Annotated in this window: 27 protein-coding genes and 1 pseudogene; 13 read left to right on the top strand and 15 right to left on the bottom strand. The window is 55.6% G+C overall.

Going from position 1 to position 26,215, the window contains the following annotated elements:
- Positions 1–28: 28 nt before the first annotated feature.
- Both V4835_RS09945 and V4835_RS09940 read right to left on the bottom strand, forming a co-directional pair.
- Positions 29–688, bottom strand: a complete 660-nt coding sequence (locus tag V4835_RS09945) for a fumarylacetoacetate hydrolase family protein (RefSeq protein WP_032658472.1) — start codon at positions 686–688, stop codon at positions 29–31.
- Between the two features lie 47 nt (positions 689–735).
- Complete coding sequence (locus V4835_RS09940) at positions 736–1,011, bottom strand: YcgL domain-containing protein (protein ID WP_029742143.1); 276 nt, start codon at positions 1,009–1,011, stop codon at positions 736–738.
- A gap of 123 nt (positions 1,012–1,134) precedes the next feature.
- Between V4835_RS09940 and minC the strand changes: the two genes are divergently transcribed.
- From minC to minE, 3 genes are read left to right on the top strand one after another with little or no spacing between them, the layout of a single operon-like run.
- On the top strand, positions 1,135–1,842 hold the full coding sequence (gene minC, locus V4835_RS09935) for a septum site-determining protein MinC (protein ID WP_032658477.1): 708 nt from the start codon (positions 1,135–1,137) through the stop codon (positions 1,840–1,842).
- A 23-nt stretch (positions 1,843–1,865) separates the two neighbouring features.
- Positions 1,866–2,678 (top strand): septum site-determining protein MinD, encoded by an 813-nt coding sequence (gene minD / locus V4835_RS09930; protein ID WP_063143830.1) that lies wholly within the window; start codon positions 1,866–1,868, stop codon positions 2,676–2,678.
- A gap of 3 nt (positions 2,679–2,681) precedes the next feature.
- Positions 2,682–2,951 carry a cell division topological specificity factor MinE gene (minE, locus tag V4835_RS09925; RefSeq protein ID WP_008500504.1) on the top strand — a complete coding sequence of 90 codons (270 nt, stop codon included), beginning with the start codon at positions 2,682–2,684 and terminating at the stop codon, positions 2,949–2,951.
- A gap of 73 nt (positions 2,952–3,024) precedes the next feature.
- Here the strand turns inward: minE and rnd are convergent, their stop codons facing one another.
- The 5 genes from rnd to V4835_RS09900 form a co-directional block, all read right to left on the bottom strand.
- A complete protein-coding gene (rnd, locus tag V4835_RS09920; RefSeq protein WP_331412057.1) occupies positions 3,025–4,152 on the bottom strand; it encodes a ribonuclease D in 1,128 nt (375 codons plus the stop codon).
- A gap of 71 nt (positions 4,153–4,223) precedes the next feature.
- Entirely contained in the window at positions 4,224–5,909 is a 1,686-nt protein-coding gene (fadD, locus tag V4835_RS09915; RefSeq protein WP_331412056.1) for a long-chain-fatty-acid--CoA ligase FadD, read from the bottom strand.
- A gap of 203 nt (positions 5,910–6,112) precedes the next feature.
- A complete protein-coding gene (locus V4835_RS09910; protein WP_121424134.1) occupies positions 6,113–6,694 on the bottom strand; it encodes a Slp family lipoprotein in 582 nt (193 codons plus the stop codon).
- Between the two features lie 37 nt (positions 6,695–6,731).
- A complete protein-coding gene (gene tsaB / locus V4835_RS09905; protein ID WP_331412055.1) occupies positions 6,732–7,427 on the bottom strand; it encodes a tRNA (adenosine(37)-N6)-threonylcarbamoyltransferase complex dimerization subunit type 1 TsaB in 696 nt (231 codons plus the stop codon).
- Positions 7,428–7,493: 66 nt separating this feature from the next.
- On the bottom strand, positions 7,494–9,404 hold the full coding sequence (locus V4835_RS09900; protein ID WP_331412054.1) for an ATP-dependent DNA helicase: 1,911 nt from the start codon (positions 9,402–9,404) through the stop codon (positions 7,494–7,496).
- Between the two features lie 133 nt (positions 9,405–9,537).
- Between V4835_RS09900 and V4835_RS09895 the strand changes: the two genes are divergently transcribed.
- The gene (locus tag V4835_RS09895) at positions 9,538–9,882 is read left to right on the top strand and encodes a RidA family protein (protein WP_008500498.1); all 345 of its coding nucleotides are present in this window, start codon (positions 9,538–9,540) and stop codon (positions 9,880–9,882) included.
- A gap of 6 nt (positions 9,883–9,888) precedes the next feature.
- On the opposite strand, the gene V4835_RS09890 is transcribed toward V4835_RS09895, so the two are convergent.
- The gene (locus V4835_RS09890) at positions 9,889–10,074 is read right to left on the bottom strand and encodes a YoaH family protein (protein ID WP_063143823.1); all 186 of its coding nucleotides are present in this window, start codon (positions 10,072–10,074) and stop codon (positions 9,889–9,891) included.
- A 61-nt stretch (positions 10,075–10,135) separates the two neighbouring features.
- Between V4835_RS09890 and pabB the strand changes: the two genes are divergently transcribed.
- The 4 genes from pabB (at position 10,136) to V4835_RS09870 (ending at position 15,325) form a co-directional block, all read left to right on the top strand.
- Positions 10,136–11,461 carry an aminodeoxychorismate synthase component 1 gene (gene pabB / locus V4835_RS09885; protein WP_331412053.1) on the top strand — a complete coding sequence of 442 codons (1,326 nt, stop codon included), beginning with the start codon at positions 10,136–10,138 and terminating at the stop codon, positions 11,459–11,461.
- Positions 11,462–11,467: 6 nt separating this feature from the next.
- Positions 11,468–12,046, top strand: a complete 579-nt coding sequence (locus V4835_RS09880; protein WP_331412052.1) for a CoA pyrophosphatase — start codon at positions 11,468–11,470, stop codon at positions 12,044–12,046.
- 185 nt (positions 12,047–12,231) lie between these two features.
- Entirely contained in the window at positions 12,232–13,596 is a 1,365-nt protein-coding gene (sdaA, locus tag V4835_RS09875; protein ID WP_063143820.1) for an L-serine ammonia-lyase, read from the top strand.
- Between the two features lie 130 nt (positions 13,597–13,726).
- A complete protein-coding gene (locus tag V4835_RS09870) occupies positions 13,727–15,325 on the top strand; it encodes an EAL domain-containing protein (protein WP_063143819.1) in 1,599 nt (532 codons plus the stop codon).
- A 6-nt stretch (positions 15,326–15,331) separates the two neighbouring features.
- On the opposite strand, the gene yoaE is transcribed toward V4835_RS09870, so the two are convergent.
- Together yoaE and V4835_RS24375 are read right to left on the bottom strand one after the other, a co-directional pair.
- Positions 15,332–16,891: a CNNM family cation transport protein YoaE gene (gene yoaE / locus V4835_RS09865; RefSeq protein ID WP_331412051.1), complete on the bottom strand. Its 1,560-nt coding sequence runs from the start codon at positions 16,889–16,891 to the stop codon at positions 15,332–15,334.
- Entirely contained in the window at positions 16,879–17,037 is a 159-nt protein-coding gene (locus V4835_RS24375; RefSeq protein WP_442877312.1) for a protein YoaL, read from the bottom strand. The genes yoaE and V4835_RS24375 overlap by 13 nt, the downstream gene beginning before the upstream one ends.
- Positions 17,038–17,354: 317 nt before the next feature.
- Here V4835_RS24375 and manX point away from each other — a divergent pair, with 317 nt between their 5' ends.
- The 5 genes from manX (at position 17,355) to mntP (ending at position 21,510) form a co-directional block, all read left to right on the top strand.
- Positions 17,355–18,320, top strand: coding sequence for a PTS mannose transporter subunit IIAB (gene manX, locus V4835_RS09860; protein WP_032641236.1), 966 nt, complete (start codon positions 17,355–17,357; stop codon positions 18,318–18,320).
- 46 nt (positions 18,321–18,366) lie between these two features.
- On the top strand, positions 18,367–19,167 hold the full coding sequence (gene manY / locus V4835_RS09855) for a PTS mannose transporter subunit IIC (protein WP_008500490.1): 801 nt from the start codon (positions 18,367–18,369) through the stop codon (positions 19,165–19,167).
- Between the two features lie 12 nt (positions 19,168–19,179).
- On the top strand, positions 19,180–20,031 hold the full coding sequence (locus V4835_RS09850) for a PTS mannose transporter subunit IID (RefSeq protein WP_006810994.1): 852 nt from the start codon (positions 19,180–19,182) through the stop codon (positions 20,029–20,031).
- Between the two features lie 55 nt (positions 20,032–20,086).
- Positions 20,087–20,545, top strand: coding sequence for a DUF986 family protein (locus V4835_RS09845; protein WP_023336075.1), 459 nt, complete (start codon positions 20,087–20,089; stop codon positions 20,543–20,545).
- Between the two features lie 398 nt (positions 20,546–20,943).
- Positions 20,944–21,510 (top strand): manganese efflux pump MntP, encoded by a 567-nt coding sequence (mntP, locus tag V4835_RS09840; protein WP_029741998.1) that lies wholly within the window; start codon positions 20,944–20,946, stop codon positions 21,508–21,510.
- Here mntP and rlmA read toward each other — a convergent pair.
- The 5 genes and pseudogenes from rlmA to V4835_RS09815 all read right to left on the bottom strand — a co-directional run bounded on the left by rlmA (position 21,507) and on the right by V4835_RS09815 (position 26,208).
- Positions 21,507–22,322, bottom strand: a complete 816-nt coding sequence (gene rlmA / locus V4835_RS09835; RefSeq protein WP_331412050.1) for a 23S rRNA (guanine(745)-N(1))-methyltransferase — start codon at positions 22,320–22,322, stop codon at positions 21,507–21,509. The genes mntP and rlmA overlap by 4 nt on opposite strands.
- A gap of 65 nt (positions 22,323–22,387) precedes the next feature.
- Complete coding sequence (gene ftsI, locus V4835_RS09830) at positions 22,388–24,106, bottom strand: peptidoglycan glycosyltransferase FtsI (RefSeq protein ID WP_331412049.1); 1,719 nt, start codon at positions 24,104–24,106, stop codon at positions 22,388–22,390.
- Positions 24,107–24,325: 219 nt separating this feature from the next.
- Complete coding sequence (gene cspE / locus V4835_RS09825; protein WP_001062678.1) at positions 24,326–24,535, bottom strand: transcription antiterminator/RNA stability regulator CspE; 210 nt, start codon at positions 24,533–24,535, stop codon at positions 24,326–24,328.
- A gap of 13 nt (positions 24,536–24,548) precedes the next feature.
- Positions 24,549–24,693: pseudogene (locus V4835_RS09820) on the bottom strand (DUF2627 domain-containing protein).
- Between the two features lie 525 nt (positions 24,694–25,218).
- Positions 25,219–26,208 (bottom strand): MBL fold metallo-hydrolase, encoded by a 990-nt coding sequence (locus tag V4835_RS09815; protein ID WP_331412048.1) that lies wholly within the window; start codon positions 26,206–26,208, stop codon positions 25,219–25,221.
- Positions 26,209–26,215 lie beyond the last annotated feature (7 nt).

Below are 26,215 nucleotides of genomic sequence, written 5' to 3'. Positions count from 1 at the left end.
GCCGCCCTCTTCAGGCGGCAAGATGGGGTTACAGCACGCGGGTTTTCAGCGACAGGCCGTTAAAACCGACCTCAAGCTCGTCACCGCTGAGCAGCGGGCCAACACCTTCTGGGGTTCCGGTCAGGATCACATCGCCCGGTTTCAGGGTAAAGAAGCGGCTCATGTAGGCGATCAGCGGCACAATCTTATGGATCATGTCCGCGGTGGTGCCCTGCTGGCGGATCTCGCCGTTAATCTTCAGGCTAAGCGGGGTATCCTGCGGATCGCCGGTAAATTCGCTTACCGGCACAAACGCCGAGATCGGACAGGAATTATCAAATCCTTTGGCCTTTTCCCACGGCTGCCCTGCTTTCTTCATTTTGCCCTGCACGTCACGCAGCGTGAGATCCAGCGCCACGCCGTAACCGGCAATCGCTTTCTGAACATGTTCTTCTGAGGCCTGGCGCAGCGTCGCGCCGATCAGCACGGCGAGCTCAACTTCGTGATGCACCGAGCCCAGCCCCTGCGGCAGCGCCAGCGGCTGGCGGATATCGCAAAGCGCCGTTTCAGGCTTAATGAACAGGACCGGCTCTTCTGGCGTCGCGCTGCCCATCTCCTGAATATGTTTTGCATAGTTGCTGCCCACGCAAACCACTTTGCTGACGGGATAATCCAGTAATGCACCTTGCCAGTTATGATGTTGATACATGGTCGACCCCTAAACGGTTGATGTGTTGTGCCCAAAAACAGTTGAGACTATTTTTTACCGTTCGCCTCAAGATGCTGTTTTAATAAATTCTCGGGTGGCGGTGGAAGCTGTAAATAATAGCCTTGCTCGGCTAAGGCCGTTTTCACTTTATCCAGATCGGCATTAATCAGTTTCTTACGACCATCAAGCGGCAGCAGCATCGCCAGCTGTGGTCGGCCAAAGTTCTTCATTAATTCTTCAGGCACGCGTGAAAAATCGTCTTTCTTTTCGACATAAAGATAGGTCTGGTCACGGCTTGTACTTCTGTAGATCACACAAAACATGTTTTTACTCTGAATTAATGGGTGGTTGCTTGCCTCAATATACTCCTGACTATAACATGCCTGATACTCTTCGGAATATCGCAGCGAGTGGTTGCGGTTAATAGCAAATTGAGTAAGGCCAGGATGTCAAACACGCCCATCGAGCTTAAAGGCAGTAGCTTCACCTTATCAGTGGTACATTTGCATGATGCAAAACCCGAGGTTATTCGTCAGGCGTTAGAAGACAAAATCGCCCAGGCTCCCGCCTTTCTGAAGCACGCCCCTGTTGTTATCAACGTCAGCGGTCTTGAGGCTCCGGTTAACTGGAAACTTCTCCAGCAGGCCGTCTCCTCGACCGGACTGCGTATCGTGGGCATCAGCGGCTGCAAAGATACTGAGCTGAAAGCGGAAATTGAGCGTGCGGGGCTGCCTCTTCTGAATGAGGGCAAAGAAAAAGCCTCGCGTGCGGCCCCCGTTGCCGTGCAAACGCCCCCTCCTGTGGTGCAAAACGTTACTACCGTCACAAAAACGCGAATGATTGATGTGCCGGTTCGTTCCGGTCAGCGCATTTATGCACCAAACTGTGATCTGATTGTTACAAGCCACGTCAGTGCTGGCGCTGAGCTGATTGCAGATGGCAATATTCACGTATACGGTATGATGCGTGGACGTGCGCTCGCAGGTGCAAGTGGCGATCGAGATGCGCAAATATTTTGTACTCACCTGACGGCGGAACTGGTGTCCATCGCAGGTGAATATTGGCTGAGCGATAAGATCCCAGCCGAATTTTATGGCAAAGCGGCTCGCCTGCTTCTGGCAGACGACGCGTTGACCGTTCAACCGTTGAATTGATCCCTTTTTAACAAGGAATTTCTATGGCACGCATTATTGTTGTTACTTCGGGTAAAGGAGGCGTTGGCAAGACCACCTCCAGCGCGGCCATCGCTACTGGTTTGGCCCAGAAGGGAAAGAAAACCATCGTTATCGACTTCGATATCGGTCTGCGTAACCTCGACCTCATCATGGGATGTGAGCGTCGCGTCGTGTATGACTTCGTGAACGTCATTCAGGGCGATGCCACGCTGAACCAGGCGATGATTAAAGACAAGCGCACCGACAACCTCTACATTCTTCCGGCTTCTCAGACGCGTGACAAAGACGCCCTGACCCGTGAAGGGGTGGAAAAGGTGCTCGACGAGCTGAAAAAAATGGAGTTCGACTTCATTGTGTGCGACTCCCCTGCCGGCATCGAAACCGGTGCCCTGATGGCGCTGTACTTCGCTGATGAAGCAATTATCACCACCAACCCTGAAGTTTCATCCGTGCGTGACTCAGACCGCATTCTCGGGATCCTCGCCTCTAAATCCCGTCGTGCGGAAAATGGCGAAGACCCGATTAAAGAACACCTGCTGCTCACCCGCTACAATCCGGGCCGCGTGAACAAAGGTGACATGCTGAGCATGGAAGACGTGCTGGAGATCCTGCGCATTAAGCTGGTGGGCGTTATCCCGGAAGATCAGTCCGTGTTACGCGCGTCTAACCAGGGCGAGCCAGTGATCCTTGATACATTGGCAGATGCAGGTAAAGCTTACGCCGATACCGTTGACCGTCTGCTGGGAGAAGAACGTCCTTTCCGCTTCATTGAAGAAGAGAAGAAAGGTTTCCTCAAACGCCTGTTCGGAGGATAAGTTATGGCATTACTGGACTTTTTTCTCTCGCGGAAAAAGAACACCGCCAACATCGCAAAAGAACGTCTGCAAATTATCGTTGCGGAGCGTCGTCGTAGCGACGCCGAGCCTCACTACCTGCCGCAGCTGCGCAAGGACATCCTGGAAGTGATCTGTAAGTACGTGCAGATTGACCCGGAGATGGTCACGGTGCAGCTGGAACAAAAAGACGGGGATATTTCGATTCTGGAGCTGAACGTGACGCTCCCGGAAGCGGAAGAGTCGCGTCCGTAGATTTTTGATGTCGTAGCCCCGGTAAGCGTAGCGCCATCGGGGGAATATGCCGGGTTATCGCCCGGCATATTTTTTATCGTGGATAACCTTCCAGCAGCGTATTCAGGCGATCGGCCATCAATTTCCCGCGCCATCCCGCCATCATTTCCGGCACGCCACTCTGCGGCTTCAGCTTCCAGTGCCAGTTCAGCAGCTGGTTAATCTGACGACGTGAGGCGAGCAGCTCCGCGCCCAGCTTGCTTTCCGCCGCAACGTCCTGCACCAGCGCTTTGATATCCTTAAACGCTTTGCGATAGCCCGGCATATCCATCAGGTTCAACAGCGGTTCCGGCAGCGCATCTTCCGGTAACTCCTGCGCTTTTGCGACCAGCGCCAGCAGGGTTTTACCGTGGTAGCGGATCTCGCTGCCCGAAAGCCCAATGCTGTCCAGCTCGCCCAGGCTGCCCGGCATATAGCGCGCGACCGCCCAGAGATGTTCTTCGCGAACCACAAAGTTAACGGCCAGATCGCGCTCGCGCGCTTTACGCAAGCGCCAGTCTGCCAGCAGCTGCAGGCACGCCAGCTGACGCGTACGCAGCTGCCAGGCGTTGCTGATATCGCGCCAGGCCTCTTTTGGGTCGACCACTTCCTGGCGGCGCTGCTGGGTCATACGACACTCGTCGAGCGCCGCAGACAGCCATCCAGAAGCTTCTGCCTCTTTCATCAGCTGTCCGGCAATCGGCAGCAGGTAAAACACGTCAGCCGCCGCATACTCCAACTGACGCTCGGTTAGCGGACGCGCCAGCCAGTCGGTACGGGATTCGCTTTTATCCAGCGTCAGGCCCGTATACTCCTCTACCATGGCAGCAAAGCCCCATGAGAGCGGACGGTTGCTGAATGCCGCGAGGATCTGCGTGTCAATCAGCGGCTGGGGCATGATGCCAAAAGTGTTCAGAAAGACTTCCAGATCTTCACTGCCTGCGTGCAGGTATTTCGTCACGGCGGTATCGAGCAGCAGATCACGCATCGGCGTCCAGTCGGTAATGCCGAGAGGGTCGATCAGGGAGACGTGTTTACCGTCGTACATCTGAATCAAACCCAGCTGCGGATAATAGGTCCGGGTACGGACAAACTCGGTATCCAGGGCAATGGCAGGAAAGTCGCGCGTCACTTCGCACAGCGAAGCCAGCTCGTCGTTGGTCGTGATCATCTGGTAATTCAAATCGGATTCTCTTTTGTTTGCGCCCATAAAAAACGCCGGCTTAACCGGCGTCTGGGCGATTAACGTGAAGCTCAGGCCTTATTGTCTACTTTGCCACGGGCTTCGTCACGTAATTCTCGTCGTAATATCTTTCCGACGTTGGATTTCGGCAGCTCATCGCGGAATTCAACCAGTTTCGGCACCTTGTAGCCCGTCAGCTGACGACGGCAGAACGTTACCAGCTCCTCCTCCGTGAGTGAAGCGTCTTTCTTGACCACAAATATCTTGACCGCTTCACCGCTGCTGCCGGAAGGGACGCCGACGGCAGCCACTTCGAGCACGCCGCTGTGCTGCATCACCACGTCTTCGATCTCATTCGGATAGACGTTGAAGCCGGAGACCAGGATCATGTCTTTCTTGCGATCGACGATGCGCAGGAAGCCCTCGTCATCCATTACCGCGATATCACCGGTGTGCAGCCAGCCGTCTTTAATGATTTCGTCGGTCGCATCGGGGCGCTGCCAGTAGCCCAGCATCACCTGCGGACCTTTGACGCACAGCTCACCCGGCTCGCCCGGCGCGACTTCGTTATCGTTATCATCGACCAGTTTGGCCTCTGTGGAAGGAACCGGCAGACCAATGCTTCCACTGTGATAGTCGATATCATGCGGGTTAACGCTGACCAGCGGAGCACATTCCGTCAGTCCATAACCTTCCAGCAAATACTGACCGGTGAGCTTCACCCAGCGCTCGGCGACCGCCTGCTGAACCGGCATGCCGCCGCCCGCAGAGAGATGCAGCGAGGAGAAATCCAGCTGCTGGAACTCTTTGTTATTAAGCAGCGCGTTGAACAGGGTATTTACCCCGGTCATGGCGGTGAACGGATATTTCGCCAGCTCTTTCACCAGGCCCGGGATATCGCGCGGGTTGGTGATGAGGATGTTCTGACCACCCAGCTCAATAAACAGCAGGCAGTTCATGGTCAGCGCAAAGATGTGATACAGCGGAAGCGCGGTGATCACCACCTCTTTGCCCGGATGCAGCAGCGGCCCGTAAGTCGCGTTTACCTGCTCAAGGTTCGCCAGCATGTTCCGGTGCGTCAACATCGCGCCTTTCGCCACGCCGGTGGTGCCACCGGTATACTGCAGGAAGGCCAGATCTTCTGACACCACTTCCGGCTTGACGTATTGCATACGGTAGCCCGCATGCAGCGCGCGGCGGAAGGAGATGGCGTCCGGCAGGTGGTATTTTGGCACCAGACGTTTGACGTATTTGACGACAAAGTTAACCAGCGTGCCTTTGGCGGTAGAGAGCTGATCCCCCATGCGCGTCAGGATGACGTGTTTAACCTGGGTTTTGTCGACCACTTTTTCCAGCGTATGGGCGAAGTTGGACACAATGACGATCGCGGCCGCGCCGCTGTCGTTCAGCTGATGCTCCAGCTCGCGCGGGGTGTACAATGGGTTAACGTTGACGACAATCATCCCGGCTCGCAGGATACCGAACAACGCCACCGGGTATTGCAGCAGGTTCGGCATCATCAGCGCGACGCGGTCCCCTTTTTGCAGCCCCAGCCCTTCCTGAAGATACGCCGCAAACGCCCGGCTACGCTCCTCAAGCTTACGGAACGTCATAACCTCGCCCATATTCACGAATGCGGGCTGGTCCGCGTAGCGCCTTACCGAGTGTTCAAATAATTCCACCAGGGATTGATAACGGTCAGGATTGATCTCAGCAGGAACATCTGCGGGATAACGGTTAAGCCAAACCTTCTTCAATGCATCACCTCTGAAATGAGTGTTCGTCGTCATCACAACCCCGATAATAAACAGTTTGTTAACATTATATTAACTCAGCGTACCAGTTTATTAATTGTTCAGATTTAAGGTTGCGAAGCGCGTCACTCTTTTTTTTCGTTTTATCCGTAAAAAAACAGAGACAGCGGCTGAGCCGCTGTCTCTTTTCTAACAATAACAGTAAGTTACTCAGTAACGATCGTCTGAACCTGTGCAGGACCCGGGTTGTACCACCCCCAGCCCGGGTAGCCGTAACGATAAGGATGTGGACCCCACATCCACGGATCCATCGGCTGAGGCGGCATGATCACCTGCTGTGCCAGCCGCCAGCGTTTATACCCGTTGACCTGCATAGTCATAAATTTATACGGCGTGCTGCCGATTTTACCCTGCACGGCGCCGGTAATCGGCCCGACGACGGTCACCAGCTGTCCGCGAAAATCGACCGGATCGAGGAAACCACTGACGTCCGCATAGATACGTCCCCGGGAGGCCTCACCCAGTACCGGCCGCGCGCCGCTGTCCAGCGGAACGGTCGCGATCTCCAGACGGGTTTTCCCCTGCTGGTTTTGTACGTCGATGACCTTACCGCCAAAGCGCGCTTCCTGGCCGACGTACAGCTCAGGCGCATTCATCACCCGAACCAGATCCTCCTGTGGCGTCGGGCTGCTGCCCTTAATCGCATCAGGAACGGAAACGCATCCGCTCAGTGCTATGGCAACCGCGCCTGCCATAATAAGGCGTACTACTTTAGTCTGAACCGCCATGATGCGACTCCTTTTTCTCAGTTCCTGTTACTGAGATTCACTCGCGGCCCGGAAGTTTCTTCCACGCAACGGTGTTTCGCAAATAAACCGGCTCCGCGTGTTCAACGGCAACGGTTTTTCCTGCTGCGAGCAGCTGGCAGGCAATCGGAAGCATATCTTCCGCAGCCGGCAGCAGCATGTTGCCGTCCACCAGCGTCACGCCGGTGCCGCTCGCCATCTCAGGCCACGCCGGCCAGCCGGTGCCGACGGTTGCCCACTCACCGGAGAGCTGTTGCAGTCGCTCAGTGACCGCTTCCGGCTTAAGCACGGCTTCCGTCTCTTCACCGTGCCACACGCCCTGCTCGTCGCGGGTGTATTCGGCCCAGTAGACTTCGCCCATGCGGGCATCTATTGCGGCCAGCACGCGCGTTGCCCCAGTCATGCGCCATGCCCCCTGCGCCATGGTGGCGAGGGTAGAGACGCCGATCATCTGCAGTTCGGCGCCCAGCGCCAGCCCCTGCGCAATGCCAATCCCGATACGTACGCCCGTAAAGCTGCCGGGACCACGGCCAAAGGCCAGCGCGTCGAGGTCGGTTAAGGAGGTGTTGCCCTGGGTTAAAATGGCTTTTACCAGGGGCAGAATGCGCTGGGTGTGTTCCCGTGGGCACTCTTCGAAATGAGCAGAAACAGCATCGTTGTTCAACAGAGCAACAGAGCAAGCCTCTGTTGCGGTATCTATAGCCAGAATTCGCATGAGTCGTCGCGCTCTCGCAAGGGTCAGTCACAAAATGGCGCGCATCTTAGCACACTCCGGGGTAAATTACTCCGCCGTTGGGTTTGCCAGGAAGCGCACCGCGCGTTTTATGTCCCGCGTCCTGGGCGCGGGCGGCAGGCTGGCAAGGAAGGTTGCCCCGTAAGGACGCATCACCAGCCGGTTATCGCAAATGACCAGCACCCCGCGATCGGTAACGTCGCGGATCAATCGCCCTACCCCCTGCTTGAGGGTAATCACCGCGTCCGGCAGCTGTACCTCGTCAAACGGATCGCCCCCGCGCAGGCGGCAGTCTTCCATGCGCGCCTTCAGCAGCGGATCGTCCGGGGAGGTAAACGGCAGCTTATCAATGATCACCAGCGAGAGCGTATCGCCCCGCACGTCGACCCCTTCCCAGAAGCTGCTGGTCGCTACCAGCAGGGCATTCCCGGCGCTGACAAACTGCTGCAGCAGCTGGCCTTTGCTGGTTTCGCCCTGCAGCAGCACCGGTAAGGTCATGGTGGCGCGGAACTGCTCGGCGAGGTCACGCATCATGGCGTGAGAGGTGCAGAGCATAAAACAGCGGCCGTTGTTGGCCTCGATCATCGGTTTTAACATCGCGGCCAGATGGCGCGCCGCACCCGGCTGGTTCGGCAACGGCAGATTACGGGGAACGCAGAGCAGCGCCTGTTTTTCGTAATCGAACGGGCTGGGCAGGAGCAGCGATTCCGCCTCCTCAATGCCAAGACGTTCCGTGAAGTGATGCAGATCGTCATTCACCGACAGGGTTGCCGAGGTGAAGATCCAGCTTCCCGGCTTTTGCGCCATCACCTCTTTAAATTTATCCGCCACCGTCAGCGGCGTGAGCGCCAGCGTGAAATGCCGCGAGGTGCACTCATACCAGTAGCTGAACCCCGGCTGGTTAATCTCTTTCAGCCGTTTGAGCCGCCCGCGATAGAGCGTGGCGCGTTCGAAGGCCGCATCCAGCAGCGCGGAACGGCCGAGGGACAGTTTTGCCACGTCGTAGCAGAGTTCCAGGGCATCATCGAGCAGCAGCAGCGCGCGCTGGATGTTTTTGTCCGCCAGCAGCTCGCGCAGGTTACCGCGATAGCCCGGCTCGCCGAGCTGTAAGCGGAAATCCTGCGCGCTTTGGGCCAGACGGTCAGCGCACTTCTGCAGCTGCTGGGTATCTTTGAGTTCGGTGCGGTAAGCGATGGTGAAATCTTTCGCCAGATCCTGCAGCTGGCGGCTGGAAAGCGACTGGCCGAAATACTGGCTGGCGATGTCCGGAAGCTGGTGGGCTTCGTCGAAGATCATCACATCCGCCTCCGGGATCAGCTCGCCGAAACCGCTGTCCTTGACGACCATATCCGCGAGGAACAGATGGTGGTTGACCACCACCACATCGGCATCCATCGCCGTTTTGCGCGCTTTCACCACAAAGCAGTCTTTATACAGCGGACAGTCGCTGCCGAGGCAGTTGTCGTTGGTGCTGGTCACCAGCGGCCAGGCCGGGGAGTCTTCCGGCACGCTCGCGCAGGTGCTGATATCACCCTCTTCGGTTTGGTTCGCCCAGGCACGCAGGACAATGACGTCGCTGAGGGTTTGCACCGGCAGGTCGCCGCCCGCCAGCGCCTGCTGCTCGAGACGTTCCAGGCAGAGATAGTTGGAGCGCCCCTTCAGCAAGGCGAGACGCCCCTTGTATTTCAGCGCCTTAGCCACCGTAGGCAAATCGCGGCTGTAGAGCTGATCCTGCAGCGCCTTCGATCCGGTGGAAATAATCACCTTCTTTTTCGCGCGCAGCGCCGGAGCAAGGTAAGCATAGGTTTTACCCGTGCCGGTTCCGGCTTCGACCACCAGCGGCTGAGCCTTATCGATGGCGTGTGCCACAGCGTGCGCCATCTGACGCTGAGGCTCACGGGGTTTAAAGCCGGGGATAGCCTGCGCTAATTGACCTTCAGGGGAAAAATCGTCTGCCACGGTGCTCTCTCACTGTATTTTTGCACAGGGATTATGTCAGCCCATCCTTTCATGTGCCACCCCAAATAGTGACGACAGCAGAACAATATGGCAGTCTTGCCGCCTGACGATGAAAAATAACGAGGAAACGTTTATGACAATTGTGCGCATTGATGCCGAAGCCCGCTGGTCTGATGTGGTGATCCATAACCAGACGCTCTACTACACCGGCGTACCGGCTAATCTGGACGCGGATGCGTTCGAGCAGACGGCTAACACCCTGGCGCAGATTGATGCGGTACTGGAAAAACAGGGCAGCGACAAATCCCGCATTCTGGATGCGACGATTTTCCTGGCAAACAAAGACGATTTCGCGGCGATGAACAAAGCCTGGGATGCATGGGTGGTGGCGGGTCACGCGCCTGTACGCTGCACCGTACAGGCCACGCTGATGAAACCGGAGTATAAGGTTGAGATCAAGATTATCGCGGCGGTTTAAGCCCGGTTACTCTTCTTCATCTTCATCTTCGAATCGCGCCACAATCCGCTCGCCGGTATGACTGGCGCGAATCTCCTGAGCGACAACGGTAATCGCCTCTCCGCTGCTCATCCCCTGGGACATCAGTTCCTGAATGCGTTCAACCGCTTTCTGCTGTTGGTCATGACTAAGAGAAGGTAAACCTGCAAACATCGTCAACTCCTGCTAAATTATTCGCGCTAATTATTTCACGCTGCCCGGTAGTATGCCACACATGAACATGCGCTTCCCCACTGTTATTACCTTGCCCTGGCGTGCAGACGCCGCTGAATTCTGGTTTGCCCGCCTGAGCCATCTTCCGTTTGCGATGCTGCTGCATTCCGGCCATGCGCACCATCCCTATAGCCGCTTCGATATTCTGGTGGCCGATCCGCTCAAGACGCTGACAACCGAAGACCTGTCGTTAACGGACGATCCGCTGATGCAGCTTCAGCAAGCCATTAACGCGCTGGGCTTATCTGCCACGCCGAACCCGGACCTCCCTTTTCAGGGGGGCGCGCTGGGCCTGTTTGGTTACGATCTGGGTCGTCGTTTCGAAACGCTGCCGGAGCATGCGCAGGCTGATATTTCACTGCCAGATATGGCCGTTGGGCTGTATGACTGGGCGTTAATTGTTGATCACCAGAAAAAAACGGTTTCCCTGCTGAGCCATCATGACGTGCAGGCGCGTCTGGCGTGGCTTGAGGCGCAGCAGCCTGCCCCGAAAAAGACGTTCGCGCTGACCTCCGGCTGGCGCTCAAATATGAGCGCAGCGGAGTATGCCGAAAAATTCTCGCGCGTTCAGGCGTATCTGCAAAGCGGTGACTGCTACCAGGTTAACCTCGCCCAGCGCTTCCAGGCGACCTACCAGGGGGATGAGTGGCAGGCGTTTACCCGTCTGAATGCCAGCAATAAGGCGCCGTTCAGCGCGTTTGTCCGTCTGGAACAGGGGGCCATACTCAGCCTGTCGCCCGAGCGCTTTATTCATCTGGCCGAGGGCACGATTCAAACCCGTCCAATCAAAGGCACCCTGCCGCGTCTTGCCGATCCCGACGCCGATCGCCAGCAGGCGGAAAAGCTGGCCGCCTCGCCGAAAGACCGCGCCGAGAACCTGATGATTGTCGATCTGATGCGTAACGACATTGGCCGGGTAGCCGTTCCGGGCAGCGTGCGCGTGCCGGAACTGTTTGTCGTCGAGCCTTTCCCGGCGGTGCATCATCTGGTCAGTACCATCACCGCGACGCTGCCAGCATCCAGCACCGCCTGCGATCTTCTGCGCGCGGCGTTCCCGGGCGGCTCCATCACCGGCGCGCCAAAGGTGCGGGCGATGGAGATCATTGATGAGCTGGAACCGCACCGCCGCAACGCCTGGTGCGGCAGCATTGGCTATATCAGCCTGTGCGGCACGCTGGATACCAGCATTACCATTCGCACGCTGACCGCCTGCGACGGAAATCTTTACTGTTCGGCCGGGGGCGGCATTGTTGCCGATAGCCAGGTCGATGCGGAATATCAGGAAACCTTTGATAAAGTTAACCGTATCCTGAAAAAACTGGAGTAATCACGGGTGGAAAAAGAGAACCTGACGCTGGATAACTTTTTATCTCGCTTTCAGCTATTACGACCGCAGGTCAACCGCGAGACGCTGAATCAGCGACAGGCGGCCGTACTGATCCCGGTCGTTCGTCGCGAGCAGCCTGGCCTGCTGCTCACCCAGCGTTCTCCCCATTTACGCAAGCACGCGGGCCAGGTCGCCTTTCCGGGTGGCGCCGTAGACAGCTCCGACGCCTCGCTGATTGCCGCCGCGCTGCGGGAGGCGCAGGAAGAGGTTGCCATTCCGCCAGAGGCTGTGGAGGTCATCGGCGTGCTGCCGCCCGTCGACAGCGTCACCGGTTTTCAGGTTACGCCGGTGGTGGGCATTATCCCGCCGGGCCTGCAGTATCACGCCAGCGTCGATGAAGTCTCTGCGGTGTTTGAAATGCCGCTGGATGAAGCCCTCCGACTGAGTCGTTATCACCCGCTGGATATTCAGCGTCGCGGGCATGACCATCGGGTCTGGTTGTCCTGGTATCAGCATTATTTTGTCTGGGGCATGACGGCGGGCATTATTCGTGAGCTGGCGTTGCAAATCGGCCTGAAGCCTTGACTATACTTTACGTTCCGCCCTCTTCTGCAAGGTTTGCGATCTGCGTCGCGCTATTAGCAAAACCCATCGTTAACCATTAGTTTAATTCATGTGAATAGTTAAGCCGAGGTTGGTGTTCCCTCTTACACTATGCGCAGTTATAACATCGTTACTGGAACCCCGGTAACCCTGTCAGGAGTGTGAAAGTGATTAGTATATTCGACATGTTCAAAGTGGGAATTGGCCCTTCGTCTTCCCATACTGTTGGCCCGATGAAGGCCGGTAAACAGTTCGTCGATGATCTGGTCGAAAAAGGATTACTGGAAAGCGTTACCCGTGTCGCCGTGGATGTTTACGGCTCGCTGTCATTAACGGGTAAAGGCCACCACACCGATATCGCCATTATTATGGGTCTGGCGGGCAATATGCCGGATACCGTTGATATTGATGCCATCCCGGCATTCATCCGCGACGTGGAAACACGCGGCCGCCTGCTGCTGGCAAACGGCCAGCAGGAAGTCGATTTCCCGCAGGATGACGGCATGCGTTTCCGTAGCGACAACCTGCCGCTGCATGAAAACGGTATGACCATTCACGCTTATAGCGGTGAAAAAGAGATTTACAGCAAAACGTACTACTCCATCGGCGGTGGCTTCATCGTGGATGAAGAGCATTTTGGCAAAGACAGCGTCGGCGACGTCAACGTACCGTACCCGTTCAAATCGGCTACCGAGATGCTGGGCTACTGCAAAGAGACCGGTCTTTCCCTGTCCGGTATGGTGATGCAGAACGAACTGGCCCTGCACAGCAAAAAAGAGATTGAAGACTATTTTGCGAACGTCTGGCAAACCATGCGCGCCTGTATCGATCGCGGGATGAACACCGAAGGCGTTCTGCCGGGTCCACTGCGCGTACCGCGTCGTGCCTCTGCCCTGCGCCGTATGCTGGTGACCACGGACAAGTTCTCCAACGACCCGATGAACGTGGTCGACTGGGTGAATATGTTTGCTCTGGCGGTTAACGAAGAGAACGCCGCCGGTGGCCGCGTCGTGACGGCGCCAACAAACGGTGCATGCGGTATCGTTCCGGCAGTGCTGGCCTACTACGATCACTTTATTGAGCCCGTGACGCCGGACATCTATATCCGCTATTTCCTGGCGTCAGGTGCCATCGGTGCGCTGTACAAAATGAACGCCTCCATCTCCGGTGCTGAAGTGGGCTGTCAGGGTGAAGTCGGCGTTGCCTGCTCCATGGCGGCGGCGGGTCTGGCAGAGCTGCTGGGCGCAAGCCCTGAGCAGGTTTGCGTGGCGGCAGAAATCGGTATGGAACATAACCTCGGTCTGACCTGTGACCCGGTCGCGGGCCAGGTTCAGGTGCCGTGCATCGAGCGTAACGCGATTGCCTCGGTGAAAGCCATCAACGCCTCACGTATGGCGATGCGCCGTACCAGCGAACCTCGCGTATCGCTGGATAAGGTGATTGAAACCATGTACGAAACGGGCAAAGACATGAACGCGAAATACCGCGAGACGTCCCGCGGTGGCCTGGCCATTAAGGTGCAGTGCGACTAATACTGCCTTTCGCCCATCTGCAACGGATGGGCGAATTTCCCTCTTCTTCCTCGTCTCCTTCTGCTTTCCCCACTACACTTTCACTGTTGCGTCCGGCTTTTGTGGCTGGTGGCTTATCAGGCGACCGTTCATGCAAACTGCACAAACGATCATTAAAAACTATCGCCGAAAACGCGTCATCGTCTGCGTCACGGTTGCGCTCCTCACGCTCATCCTGACGTTAGGCATTCGCTTTATTTCACAGCGCAATGTTAACCAACAGCGGATCCTCGATTTTACCAGCCACACCGTTCGCGCCCTTGATAACGTTCTGCTGTCTCTAGAGAACCGCCGCAGCGTGCTGCAGCCCCTGGTGGGACAGCCCTGCCCGCAGGCGCACCTGGCGCTGCGAAAGCAGGCCGCCATTTTGCAGACGGTACGCTCCATCGCCCTGATTAACGAAGGTATTCTGTATTGCTCGAGTATTTTCGGAAGCCGCAACGTCCCCGTTCGCGACTTCCTGAAAGAACTCCCCGCCAGCACGGCGAAGCTGATTTTATCGACCGACCAGTGGCTGCTTAAAGATAGCCCGATATTGGTCCAGTGGTATCCCGTCTCTCAGGACGGTGAAGCTGGCGTTATTGAGATCATCAATATCGATCTGATCGCCAAAATGATCCTCGAGCCCCAGCGTCCGCTTATTAATGACGTGGCGCTGACCGTGGGCGATCGCTTTCTGCGCTATGGACAACGCGTCAGCGACAGCCTGACCTTTGATGAGGAGGGCTCTCTTTTCCGGCAGTCATCAACCCGAAATCCTTTCACCATTACGGTCAGCGGTCCAGGCCCTGGAGAGTTAGCCTTAAAAAGCCTCCCAGCCCAGCTGCCGCTGGGGCTGATGCTCAGCCTGCTGCTGGGCTATCTCGCCTGGCTGGCAACCGCAAACCGGATGAGCTTCACGTGGGAGATTGATATGGGGATTGCGGAGCGGGAATTTGAGCTTTTCTGCCAGCCGCTGGTGAATGCCCGTACCCAGGCGTGCACCGGCGTGGAGATCCTGCTGCGCTGGAATAACCCCCGTCAGGGTTGGATCACCCCGGAAGTGTTTATTCCTCTGGCAGAAGAACATAACCAGATTGTCCCCCTGACCCGCTATGTCATCGCCGAAACGGTGCGCCAGATAGGCTACTTCCCCGCCAACGCCGGTTTTCACATCGGTATCAACGTCGCCGCCAGCCATTTCCGACACGCGGTATTGATACAGGACCTGAACCGCCTCTGGTTCAGCGCCTTCCCGCACCAGCAGCTGGTGATTGAACTCACGGAACGGGATGCGCTGCTGGATGCGGATTATCGCATCGTGCGCGAACTGCATCGCAAAGGGGTGAAGCTGGCCATCGATGATTTTGGCACCGGGAACAGCTCCCTCTCCTGGCTTGAAAAGCTGCACCCGGACGTGCTGAAAATTGACCAGTCGTTTACCACCGCCATCGGCACCGACGCCGTGAACTCGACGGTGACGGACATGATTATTGCGCTGGGCCAGCGGCTGAATATTGAACTGGTTGCTGAGGGGGTCGAGACAGAGGAGCAGGCGCGTTACTTACGCCGCCATGGCGTGCCTGTCCTGCAGGGCTTTTTCTATGCGCGGCCCATGCCGCTAAGGGATTTTCCGAAGTGGCTGGCGGGAAGCGCGTCCCCGCCAGCGCATCATAACGGGCACATCGTACCCTTAATGCCGCTGCGCTAAGCCGGCTTACTCATCTTCGTCGTGGGCTGATTGTTCTTTAACAATACGAACCATATCAACGCGATAGTCGTTGGCTTCAACGATCGTAATGTGCAGCGGCCCCAGTTCGATCACATCGCCGACGCGCGGGATTTGCCCGTTAACGGCGATCACCAGACCGGCAACGGTCGCGATGTCTTCTTCATCGTTGATCACGTTTTCCAGACCCAGCGTGTGCGAGAGCGCGTGCAGGTCGGTGGTACCTTTAACCAGCCAGCCTTCACCGTCGGCAACAATTTCTGGCGTTTCGTCGGCATCCGGGAATTCACCGGCAATCGCTTCCAGCACGTCCAGCGGCGTAACCAGCCCCTGCACCACGCCAAACTCGTTGGTGACGATAACAAAGCTGCCGCGAGCGCGACGCAGCACCCCGAGCAGGTTGATAGGATCCAGCGTTTCCGGCACGACAATCGCAGGCGACGCGGCGGCAACGGCTTCCACGTTGACGCCCTCTTCCAGGGCCACCAGCATCTCTTTCGCCCGCACGACGCCGATGATCTCATCCAGCTCACCGCGACACACCGGGAACAGGCTGTGCGGTGAAGAGAGCAGCTGCTGGCGAATTTCATCAACGCTCAGGTTAGCATCGACCCAGCTGATTTCCCCGCGCGGCGTCATGATGCCGCGCAGCGAACGGGAGGCCAGGGAGAGCACGCCGTTGATCATGTAGCGCTCTTGTTCCACAAACGCCCCTTCCGGGACCGGAACCGGGTTATGGTTTTCGGAATCAGACTGGACGTTCACCTGTCGACGACCGCCCATCAGGCGCAGAATGGCATCTGCGGTACGGGCGCGCAGCGGCTGATTCGACTGCTGCTTAATAAAGTTACGGCGCGCAATCTGGTTGAAAAGCTCGATCAGGATCGAGAAGCCAATCGCGGCGTACAGGTAGCCTTTCGGAATATGGAAGCCAAAGCCTTCGGCCACCAGGCTCAGACCGATCATCAGCAGGAAGCTCAGACACAGCACGACCACCGTCGGATGCTGGTTGACGAAGCGCGTCAGCGGCTTCGAGGCCAGCAGCATTACCGCCATCGCAATGACGACAGCCGCCATCATTACCGGCAGATGGTTCACCATGCCGACCGCCGTGATCACCGCATCCAGCGAGAAGACCGCATCAAGCACCACGATCTGCAGCACTACCACCCAGAAGCTGGCATAGCCTTTACCGTGCCCGTCATCGTGCTGGCGGTTTTCCAGCCGCTCATGAAGCTCTGTCGTCGCTTTGAAAAGCAGGAATATCCCCCCGATCAGCATGATTAAATCACGGCCGGAGAAGGTGTAATCCATGACGGAGAACAGCGGTTTGGTCAGCGTGACCATCCAGGAGATGACGGAGAGCAGCCCCAGTCGCATGACCAGCGCCAGCGAAAGACCTATCAGACGCGCTTTATCACGCTGTTTTGGCGGCAGTTTGTCCGCAAGGATGGCAATAAACACCAGGTTATCGATGCCGAGAACAATCTCCAGCACCACCAGCGTGACCAATCCTACCCAGATTGACGGGTCCATTAAGAATTCCATGACAAGCTCCTGCTAAAGGAATGACGAAACGGTGCCCCACTCAACGTGGGCAAAACAGAGGAAGACAGAGTCGATACGTGGCGAGGATCGCCGGTGAATAAGGCGCGAAATGGCCTGGCAGATGACTGACGTCGGTGACGGTCCATATAGTGGGCTGTAGCCCTATACTCCTGAACAATTAAACGGAGGCTAAACATATCAGAGACAATGTGTTTTTAGCAAAGATTTACGTTCCTTTGCAAAGTTCTGTAACACAGCGGCTTTACTCTACAGATAAATCTGTAACGCATGGCTAAATTACGGATCTTCATCACATAAATTATTTTTTCACTATCTAAAATAATTCGCGGAAGTCTTAGTTTTTTTGAACTCTAACCCTTATCTGAATCGATTCGGTTCGCCAATACGATTCTCAGTACGACTGCCTGGCAGGCGTATTAATGATAATAAAAGGAGGTAGCAAGTGACCATTGCTATTGTCATAGGCACACATGGTTGGGCTGCTGAGCAGCTACTCAAAACGGCAGAGATGCTGTTGGGCGAGCAGGAAAACGTCGGCTGGATCGATTTCGTTCCCGGTGAAAATGCCGAGACGCTGATAGAGAAGTACAACGCTCAACTCGCGAAGCTGGATACCAGCAAAGGCGTGCTGTTTCTCGTTGATACATGGGGCGGCAGCCCGTTCAATGCCGCCAGCCGCATTGTCGTCGATAAAGAGCACTATGAAGTTGTCGCCGGGGTGAATATTCCCATGCTGGTGGAAACCTTCATGGCGCGCGACGACAATCCGTCGTTCGACGAGCTGGTGGCACTGGCCGTTGAAACCGGTCGCGAAGGGGTAAAAGCCCTGAAAGCGCAGCCGGTTGAAAAACCCGCCCCTGCGCCTGCAGCGGCACCAAAAGCGGCGGCACCGGCAAAACCGATGGGCCCGAACGATTACATGGTTATCGGCCTTGCGCGTATTGATGACCGCTTAATCCACGGCCAGGTTGCAACGCGCTGGACCAAAGAGACCAACGTTCGACGCATTATCGTGGTCAGCGACGAAGTTGCCGCCGATACCGTACGTAAAACCCTCCTGACTCAGGTTGCTCCTCCTGGCGTTACCGCGCACGTCGTGGATGTCGCCAAGATGATCCGCGTTTACAACAACCCGAAATACGCGGGTGAACGCGTAATGCTCCTGTTCACTAACCCGACAGACGTTGAGCGCATTGTTGAAGGCGGCGTGAAAATCACCTCCGTGAACATTGGTGGTATGGCATTCCGTCAGGGCAAAACGCAGGTCAACAACGCCATTTCAGTCGATGCGAAAGATATCGAGGCATTCAACAAGCTGAATGCGCGCGGTATTGAACTGGAAGCCCGTAAGGTTTCCACGGATCAAAAACTGAAAATGATGGATTTGATCGGCAAAGTTGGGAAATAAGCCCGCGCCGGTTCTCACATAAAGCTTATGTAATAGGAGAAGTGCAATGGAGATTACCACTCTTCAGATTGTGCTGGTGTTCGTCGTCGCATGTATTGCGGGTATGGAATCCGTACTTGATGAATTTCAGTTCCACCGCCCTCTGGTGGCCTGTACGCTGATTGGGGCCGTTCTGGGTGACATGAAAACCGGTATCATCATCGGTGGTACCCTGGAAATGATCGCCCTGGGCTGGATGAACATCGGCGCGGCGGTTGCGCCCGATGCCGCGCTGGCCTCTATCATTTCAACCGTTCTGGTTATTGCTGGTCACCAGAGTATTGGTGCCGGTATCGCCCTGGCGATCCCGCTGGCAGCAGCGGGCCAGGTTCTGACCATCATCGTTCGTACTATCACCGTTGCCTTCCAGCACGCGGCGGATAAGGCGGCCGAAAACGGTAACCTCACGGCCCTGTCGTGGATCCACGTTTCGTCCCTGTTCCTGCAGGCGATGCGTATCGCGATCCCAGCGGTTATCGTGGCGATCTCTGTCGGTACCAGTGAAGTCCAGAGCATGCTGAACGCCATTCCAGAAGTGGTCACCGGCGGTCTGAACATCGCGGGCGGTATGATCGTGGTTGTCGGTTATGCGATGGTCATCAACATGATGCGCGCAGGCTACCTGATGCCGTTCTTCTACCTCGGCTTCGTGACCGCTGCCTTCACCAACTTCAACCTGGTTGCACTGGGCGTGATTGGTGCGGTGATGGCGATTCTCTACATCCAGCTCAGCCCGAAATACAACCGCGTCGCGGGTGCCCCAGCGCAGGCTGCTGGTAACAACGATCTCGATAACGAACTGGACTAACAGGTGAGCGAAATGGTTGATATGACAAAAACTACCACCGAGAAAAAACTCACTCCGGGTGATATTCGTGGCGTGTTCATCCGTTCTAACCTGTTTCAGGGTTCATGGAACTTCGAACGTATGCAGGCGCTGGGCTTCTGCTTCTCCATGGTACCGGCGATCAAACGCCTGTACCCGGAAAACAACGAAGCGCGCCGTCAGGCGATCAAGCGTCACCTGGAATTCTTTAATACTCATCCTTACGTTGCGGCCCCCGTACTGGGCGTAACGCTGGCGATGGAAGAACAGCGTGCGAACGGCGCAGAGATTGACGATGGTGCTATCAACGGTATCAAAGTCGGCCTGATGGGTCCGCTGGCCGGTGTCGGTGATCCTATCTTCTGGGGTACCGTGCGTCCGGTCTTCGCGGCGCTGGGTGCCGGTATCGCGATGAGCGGCAGCCTGCTTGGCCCGCTGCTGTTCTTCATCCTGTTCAACGCCGTGCGTCTGCTGACCCGTTATTACGGCGTGGCCTACGGCTACCGTAAAGGGGTGGATATCGTTAAGGACATGGGCGGCGGCTTCCTGCAGAAACTGACTGAGGGGGCGTCAATCCTCGGCCTGTTTGTCATGGGGGCGCTGGTTAACAAGTGGACGCACGTAAACATCCCGCTGGTGGTATCGACCATCACCGGGCAGGATGGTCAGACGCGCGTCACCACCGTGCAGACGATTCTGGACCAGCTGATGCCTGGCCTGGTACCGCTGCTGTTGACCTTCGCCTGCATGTGGCTGCTGCGTAAGAAAGTGAACCCGCTGTGGATTATCGTTGGCTTCTTCGTCATCGGCATCGCGGGCTACGCTGTCGGCCTGCTGGGTCTGTAAGTTTCAATGCTATAGGCCGGGGGCTTGCCCCCGGTTTTTTTTATCTGGAGGATGAATGACTGTCACGGACATCGTACTGGTTTTATTTATTGCTGCCCTTCTGGCTTACGCGATCTATGACGAGTTCATCATGCCCCGCCGTCACGGCGAGACGCTGCTCTCCCTTCCCCTTCTGCGACGCGGGCGCGTGGATGCGTTTATCTTCGCGGGTCTCATCGCTATTCTTATTTACAATAACGTCACCGGACATGGTGCAATATTAACCACATGGTTATTATGTGCGCTGGCATTAATGGCTGTTTATCTGTTCTGGATCCGCACGCCGAAAATCATTTTTAAATCCCGCGGATTTTTCTTCGCCAATGTGTGGATAGAATATAACCGTATTAAAGAGATGAATTTATCCGAAGACGGTGTGCTGGTGATGCAATTAGAACAACGCCGCCTGCTTATTCGGGTGAAGAATATTGATGACCTGGAAAAGATATACAAGCTACTCGTTAAAACTCAATGAGTTAGATATATAGCAATGGCTATATAATGCGTTTATCTTGCGCATGAAATATAGCCAAAGCTATATCCTCTTCGTTAATTTGCTCTCTATTTGTTAACGATATCTTCACGCATAAAGACAAATGAAAATCGTTATCAATAAGCATTTTAAATAATGCCTCTTCATTGTTGTTTTATATTCTCAAAATATGTTAAGGTTGCGCCCGTCGTTGGGGAGTAGCCGATTTCCTGCTCGCAGGAAATGTACGTGTCAACATGCTCGTTGAAAAACGTGGCGCGTACGGATCGCTGACAGCACATCTTAAGTGCGGCGCGATCAGGCGAGACCATAGATACATCAACTGCTGTTTACTGGGGGCAGTGATGTGTCATATGGATATCCCCGGTCTGGACGCTGTTATGAATATCTCCGCTACGATCCTCCTCGCTTTTGGCATGTCCATGGACGCGTTTGCTGCTTCCATCGGAAAAGGCGCCACGCTCCATAAACCTAAATTCTCAGAAGCCCTGCGTACCGGCCTGATTTTCGGTGCTATCGAAACGCTGACGCCGCTTATCGGGTGGGGTCTTGGCATGCTCGCCAGCCAGTTCGTGCTGGAATGGAACCACTGGATTGCGTTTGTACTGCTGGTATTTCTCGGCGGTCGAATGGTGATTGAAGGTTTTCGCGGCGGTGATGATGAAGACGAAGAGCCGCAGCATCGCCACGGGTTCTGGCTGCTGGTCACCACGGCGATAGCCACCAGCCTTGATGCGATGGCCGTCGGTGTCGGTCTGGCATTCCTGCAGGTCAATATTATCGCCACCGCGCTGGCCATCGGCTGCGCAACGCTGATTATGTCCACGCTGGGCATGATGGTCGGACGGTTTATCGGCCCGCTGCTGGGTAAACGCGCCGAGATCCTGGGGGGAATTGTGTTGATTGGCATTGGTGCCCAGATCCTCTGGGCACACTTCGCCGGTTAATCTTCGCGCTGCCAGGCGTGGATACTGAAATCCGTCTGGCAGCAAAATGTTGAATGTGCCGCTAACGCTTCCCATACTTCCGGTTTTGCCCGCCACGCGAACGGCGTCATCTGCAGCAGCGCGGTGGCCTCTTCCCCTTTCAGCGTCATTTCATACGCCACGCTTTGCTCCTGCTTCAGGCTAAAACCGGCCAGCTGTTCAGAATGAGGGGCATGCAGACGCACTTCGTCGTAGATCAGCCCTTTCAGCTCCATAAGATGACGCGGGCCCGGCGTCACGGTGACGACCCACCCGCCCGGTTTCACCACGCGAGCCAGCTCTTCCGCCTTGCAGGGCGCGTAAATGCGGATAACAGCGTCCATACTGGCATCGTCAAACGGCAGCCGGTGGCTGGATGCCACGCAGAACGTCACGTCCGCGTAACGCTTTGCCGCCGCGCGAATGGCCACTTTCGACACGTCCAGACCGAACGTCAACGCGCCCTTCTCACCGGCAACCTCGGCAAACCGTGCGGTGTAGTACCCTTCCCCGCAGCCGATATCGAGCATGGCGGTGGCTGAACCCGGCAGAATGTCATTTAGCATCTGCGCGACGGTCTCCCGCAGCGGCAGATAGTGCCCGGCATCAAGAAACGCGCGGCGCGCCTGCATCATCTCTGCACTGTCGCCGGGATCGCGGGAGCGCTTATGCTGCACCGGCAGAAGATTCACGTAGCCTTCTTTTGCCATATCAAACTGGTGCCCCTGCGGACAGGTATAACTTTTATCTGAGTGCGTCAGGGGGGCGTGGCAAAGGGGACAACTGAAGGACATGGTGACTCCGGAGCATAATCAAAGGGCGAAGTGTACCGCTATTCGCCCTGGTTATAAACGCCCGGTTAACGCATAACGATAAGGTGATCGGAACCCGCCGGTAACCCGTCAGGCTTCACGTTCTCCAGGCGCAGCACGTTGCCCATAATCTCGCTGAAGACAGGCGCGGAAACGGCACCGCCGTAGTAGGCGCCATTTTGCGGATCGTTAATGACCACCACCAGGGCAAAGCACGGATCGCTGGCAGGCGCAACGCCGGCAGTATAGGCAACATATTTATCGACGTACTTCCCGCTGTCGTCAATTTTCTTCGCCGTACCGGTTTTCACCGCCACCCGGTAATCACGAACGGCGGCCTTAACCCCACCGCCGCCGGGCAGCGCAACGCTCTCCATCATGTGCTCCACCTCGTGCGCAATCTCTTCCGGCATAACACGGTGCCCGATAACGGGTGGATCGATACGCGTAATCGAGAGAGGTCGCTCAAGCCCGAAGCCGCCAATGGTGGCGTAGACGTGCGCCAGCTGGAGCGGCGTCACCATCAGCCCGTAGCCGAAGGCAAAGGTCGCGCGGTCGAGCTGGCCCCAGTATTTACGCTGGGGCAACAGCCCCGCGCTCTCACCCGTTAAGCCAAGACCCGTATTGGTGCCAAAACCAAAGTTTCGATAGGTATCAATAAGATGCTGGACAGGCATTGCCAGGGAGAGTCGGGAAACGCCGGTGTCGCTCGATTTTTGCAAGATCCCGGTCATTGTCAGTTCAGGGTAGTAACCCACATCGCGGATACGATGTCCGTCAAGGGTATACGGGCGAGTATCAATCACGCTGTCCGGCTGGACCAGCCCCTGCTGCAGGGCCGTCATCAGCACCAGCGGCTTGACGGTCGAACCGGGTTCGAACGTATCGCTGATCGCGCGGTTGCGAAAATCGTTTATCGTCGCGCCTTCCCGATTATTAGGGTTGAAGTCCGGATAGCTCGCCATGGCGAGGATTTCCCCGGTTGGGATATTAATTAACACCGATGCCCCAGACTCGGCCTTGTTCCAGGCCACGGCATTATCGAGCGCATCTTCGGTAATGGTTTGCAGACGCTCGTCGATACTTAACTGGATGTTATGCGCCGGTGCGGGTGCCACTTCCGTCAGGTTTTCAATCACGCGTCCGTAGCGGTCTTCCCTTACCTGCCGCACACCCGCCTTGCCGGTCAGCTGCGCGTTGAAGCTCTTTTCCACGCCTTCAATGCCCTGCCCGTCAATATTGGTGAAGCCAATCAGGTTCGCTGCCACATGGCCGGCAGGATAAAACCGGCGGGACTCATCGCGTAAATTGATGCCGGGTAGATTGAGCTTATCGATCCACTTTGCCTGCGCAGGATCGACCTGACGGGCAAGATAAATAAAACGGCCCTGCGGGTTGGCGTTGATTCGCGCCGAGAGTGTGCCCAGGGACAGATGCAGCGCGTTTGCCAACGCCTGCCAGCGTTCGTCAGCGCCAACGCCCCCTTTTGCCAGCACCGTTTTAGGATCGGCCCACACGGCCCGGACAGGCACGCTCACCGCAAGGGGGCGACCTTCGCGATCCATTATCATACCCCGCGGCGCATTAATCGCCAGCTGGCGGAGGGAGCGCATATCTTCCTGCTTCACCAGATTGTCAGGCTTGATGATTTGCAGCCAGGCAACGCGGCCCAGCAAAAAAGCCAGACTACAAAAAATAGCTAAACAGAGCAGCACAAAACGCGCCGGCATGAAATTTCCGGCGGCCGTTATTAATTTATTCTTCACCTGAACCCCTGGACTGTTAAACAACGCCCTGATTTAACGGGAAAAGATGGGTTTAGGGTGGTGAAACAGTGCTACTAACCTCGCAGCTTTGCAACAAGTTACTAACAAGACCGCGAATGGTAATATTTTGAAAGATAAGGGACATAAAAAAGCCCCGCGTTGTGCGAGGCTTTATGTCTGAGATTGAAGTGCTAAGCGCTTCAGTCAGCAGCGGTTCGATCAGATAGCAGTTACGTTAACTGCAGCTGGGCCTTTCTGGCCGTCCTGAATTTCGAACTCAACGTTCTGGCCTTCAGCCAGAGTTTTGAAGCCGTTACCCTGGATTGCAGAGAAGTGTACGAACACGTCTTTGCTGCCGTCAGCAGGAGTAATGAAACCAAAACCTTTAGACTCGTTGAACCACTTAACTTGACCTTTAATCTTTGCCATTTTGCAAAATTCCTTAGAGTGTTTTCTTAGCCCGCAGGCATTAACTGAGATAAAACTGAGACATTACTGCATGAGGCACTAATATAAGGTTCGGCAGAGAAGCGGTATTCAACGACAACGTGTTTACTCAGGACTTCTTTACTGAAAATGCCACACATAAACAGAACTGTACCTCGTTTGACCCAAAACGTGTTATCACACACTATGTTTAATATGGCAAGCCATTTTTAAACATGTCTCGATCCGCCGCACAAATTCGAACAGTGCCTGTCAGGTTTTGCACAATTATGCGCATCACGTACAGACAGCTCTGCTGCGTAACAAAGACCCAGCGTTGCCTTCACAACCGCTGTAATCTAAGACTTTTTTAACATAGCTCATTCATTACGAAGCGTCCAGCAACCGGGAAAAGAAATCTTACTTCTTGATTGAGTTAGAACAATTTGTGAAAACTTATGCTTAAATCATTGTAACGCGACCAAATTGTTTCAGAGAAAAAACACCGTTAATAACCTGCCTCCAACTGTATTAAAATGCACCAGTTAATAAACAGCGTTATGCACTAAAATAATGAAATTTTTATGACCCTGCATCAAAAGAAGGCAAGCAAAACGTTTCGATAAAAATAAAACATTCCTGCACGCGTTTACATACAGAATATATGCACTCTTTTATCGCTTCGTTTATAAGGATAAATATTCACCAATTTTCAGTATCCTGAAAGAATGATTAACTGGTGCTAAATTATCTAGCACGTCAGTTAACTCCCGCACAGGTTCATCCAGGGATTCATCTGCCAGTTCAAACACGCCCCAGTGAATGGGAAACGCCAGAGGACAACCCAACTGCTGCCACAATGCCACCGCAGATTGCGGATCCATATGATGGACAGCCATGAACCATCGCGGGGCATAGGCACCAATCGGTAACGCAGCAGCATCAATATGGCCCAGGCGTTCAGGTATCAACAGCAGCTCGGGCGAATACCCCGTATCACCGCTGAACCAGAAACGATGATGTCGCCCTTCCATAACCCAGCCGCACCATAGAGAGCGATTGCGGTTCCATGGCGTGCGCATACTCCAGTGCTGTGCCGGTACGGCGGTCAGCGTCATCCCCTGCCAGGTGAAACTCTGCCACCAGTCGAGCTCAACCACGCGTTTTGCTCCTCGACGGCGAAACCAGTCGGCCAGGCCTAGCGGAACAAAAAAACTGACGCCGGGGAAGCGTTTGAGGATACGGCGTATGGTCGCATCATCAAGATGATCGTAATGATTATGGGAAATGACGACCGCATCAAGCTGATGAAGTTGATCGACTGACAGCGCGGGAGGCGTTTTGCGCTGTGGTCCCAGGAAAGGGAGCGGAGAAGCGCGCCGTGAAAACACCGGATCGGTAAGGATGATATTGCCGTCCAGCTGCAGCAACACGCTCGCGTGTCCGAGCCACCACACCCCATCTTCATGAGATTGCGTAAGCTCAACCGGTTGCCACCACCGGTGGATAAAGTCTTCATAACCCAGCGAGGGCGGCTTCGGTAAACCCGCCTCTTTACGCGCTTTACGCCAACGGTCAAGATCGCCGGGTTGATGTCCGACAGGATCGGTATTACGAAAACCGTTCGGGGTGTGATGTTTCAGGGAGGGGTCATACCAGGGATTTTTCCAGACCACAGCCACC

This window comes from Enterobacter cloacae complex sp. CARB60, assembly GCF_036487345.1.
Taxonomy (GTDB): domain Bacteria; phylum Pseudomonadota; class Gammaproteobacteria; order Enterobacterales; family Enterobacteriaceae; genus Enterobacter; species Enterobacter asburiae_D.
This window is presented reverse-complemented; position numbering and strand designations above follow the sequence as displayed.

Bases quoted from the DNA above. Each gene is read 5' to 3' on its own strand.
- V4835_RS09945 (WP_032658472.1), bottom strand. From the start codon at position 688: ATGTATCAACATCATAACTGGCAAGGTGCATTACTGGATTATCCCGTC.
- V4835_RS09940 (WP_029742143.1), bottom strand. From the start codon at position 1,011: ATGTTTTGTGTGATCTACAGAAGTACAAGCCGTGACCAGACCTATCTT.
- minC (WP_032658477.1), top strand. From the start codon at position 1,135: ATGTCAAACACGCCCATCGAGCTTAAAGGCAGTAGCTTCACCTTATCA.
- minD (WP_063143830.1), top strand. From the start codon at position 1,866: ATGGCACGCATTATTGTTGTTACTTCGGGTAAAGGAGGCGTTGGCAAG.
- minE (WP_008500504.1), top strand. From the start codon at position 2,682: ATGGCATTACTGGACTTTTTTCTCTCGCGGAAAAAGAACACCGCCAAC.
- V4835_RS09910 (WP_121424134.1), bottom strand. From the start codon at position 6,694: ATGGCGGTTCAGACTAAAGTAGTACGCCTTATTATGGCAGGCGCGGTT.
- tsaB (WP_331412055.1), bottom strand. From the start codon at position 7,427: ATGCGAATTCTGGCTATAGATACCGCAACAGAGGCTTGCTCTGTTGCT.
- V4835_RS09895 (WP_008500498.1), top strand. From the start codon at position 9,538: ATGACAATTGTGCGCATTGATGCCGAAGCCCGCTGGTCTGATGTGGTG.
- V4835_RS09890 (WP_063143823.1), bottom strand. From the start codon at position 10,074: ATGTTTGCAGGTTTACCTTCTCTTAGTCATGACCAACAGCAGAAAGCG.
- pabB (WP_331412053.1), top strand. From the start codon at position 10,136: ATGAACATGCGCTTCCCCACTGTTATTACCTTGCCCTGGCGTGCAGAC.
- V4835_RS09870 (WP_063143819.1), top strand. From the start codon at position 13,727: ATGCAAACTGCACAAACGATCATTAAAAACTATCGCCGAAAACGCGTC.
- yoaE (WP_331412051.1), bottom strand. From the start codon at position 16,891: ATGGAATTCTTAATGGACCCGTCAATCTGGGTAGGATTGGTCACGCTG.
- V4835_RS24375 (WP_442877312.1), bottom strand. From the start codon at position 17,037: ATGGACCGTCACCGACGTCAGTCATCTGCCAGGCCATTTCGCGCCTTA.
- manY (WP_008500490.1), top strand. From the start codon at position 18,367: ATGGAGATTACCACTCTTCAGATTGTGCTGGTGTTCGTCGTCGCATGT.
- V4835_RS09850 (WP_006810994.1), top strand. From the start codon at position 19,180: ATGGTTGATATGACAAAAACTACCACCGAGAAAAAACTCACTCCGGGT.
- V4835_RS09845 (WP_023336075.1), top strand. From the start codon at position 20,087: ATGACTGTCACGGACATCGTACTGGTTTTATTTATTGCTGCCCTTCTG.
- mntP (WP_029741998.1), top strand. From the start codon at position 20,944: ATGAATATCTCCGCTACGATCCTCCTCGCTTTTGGCATGTCCATGGAC.
- rlmA (WP_331412050.1), bottom strand. From the start codon at position 22,322: ATGTCCTTCAGTTGTCCCCTTTGCCACGCCCCCCTGACGCACTCAGAT.
- cspE (WP_001062678.1), bottom strand. From the start codon at position 24,535: ATGGCAAAGATTAAAGGTCAAGTTAAGTGGTTCAACGAGTCTAAAGGT.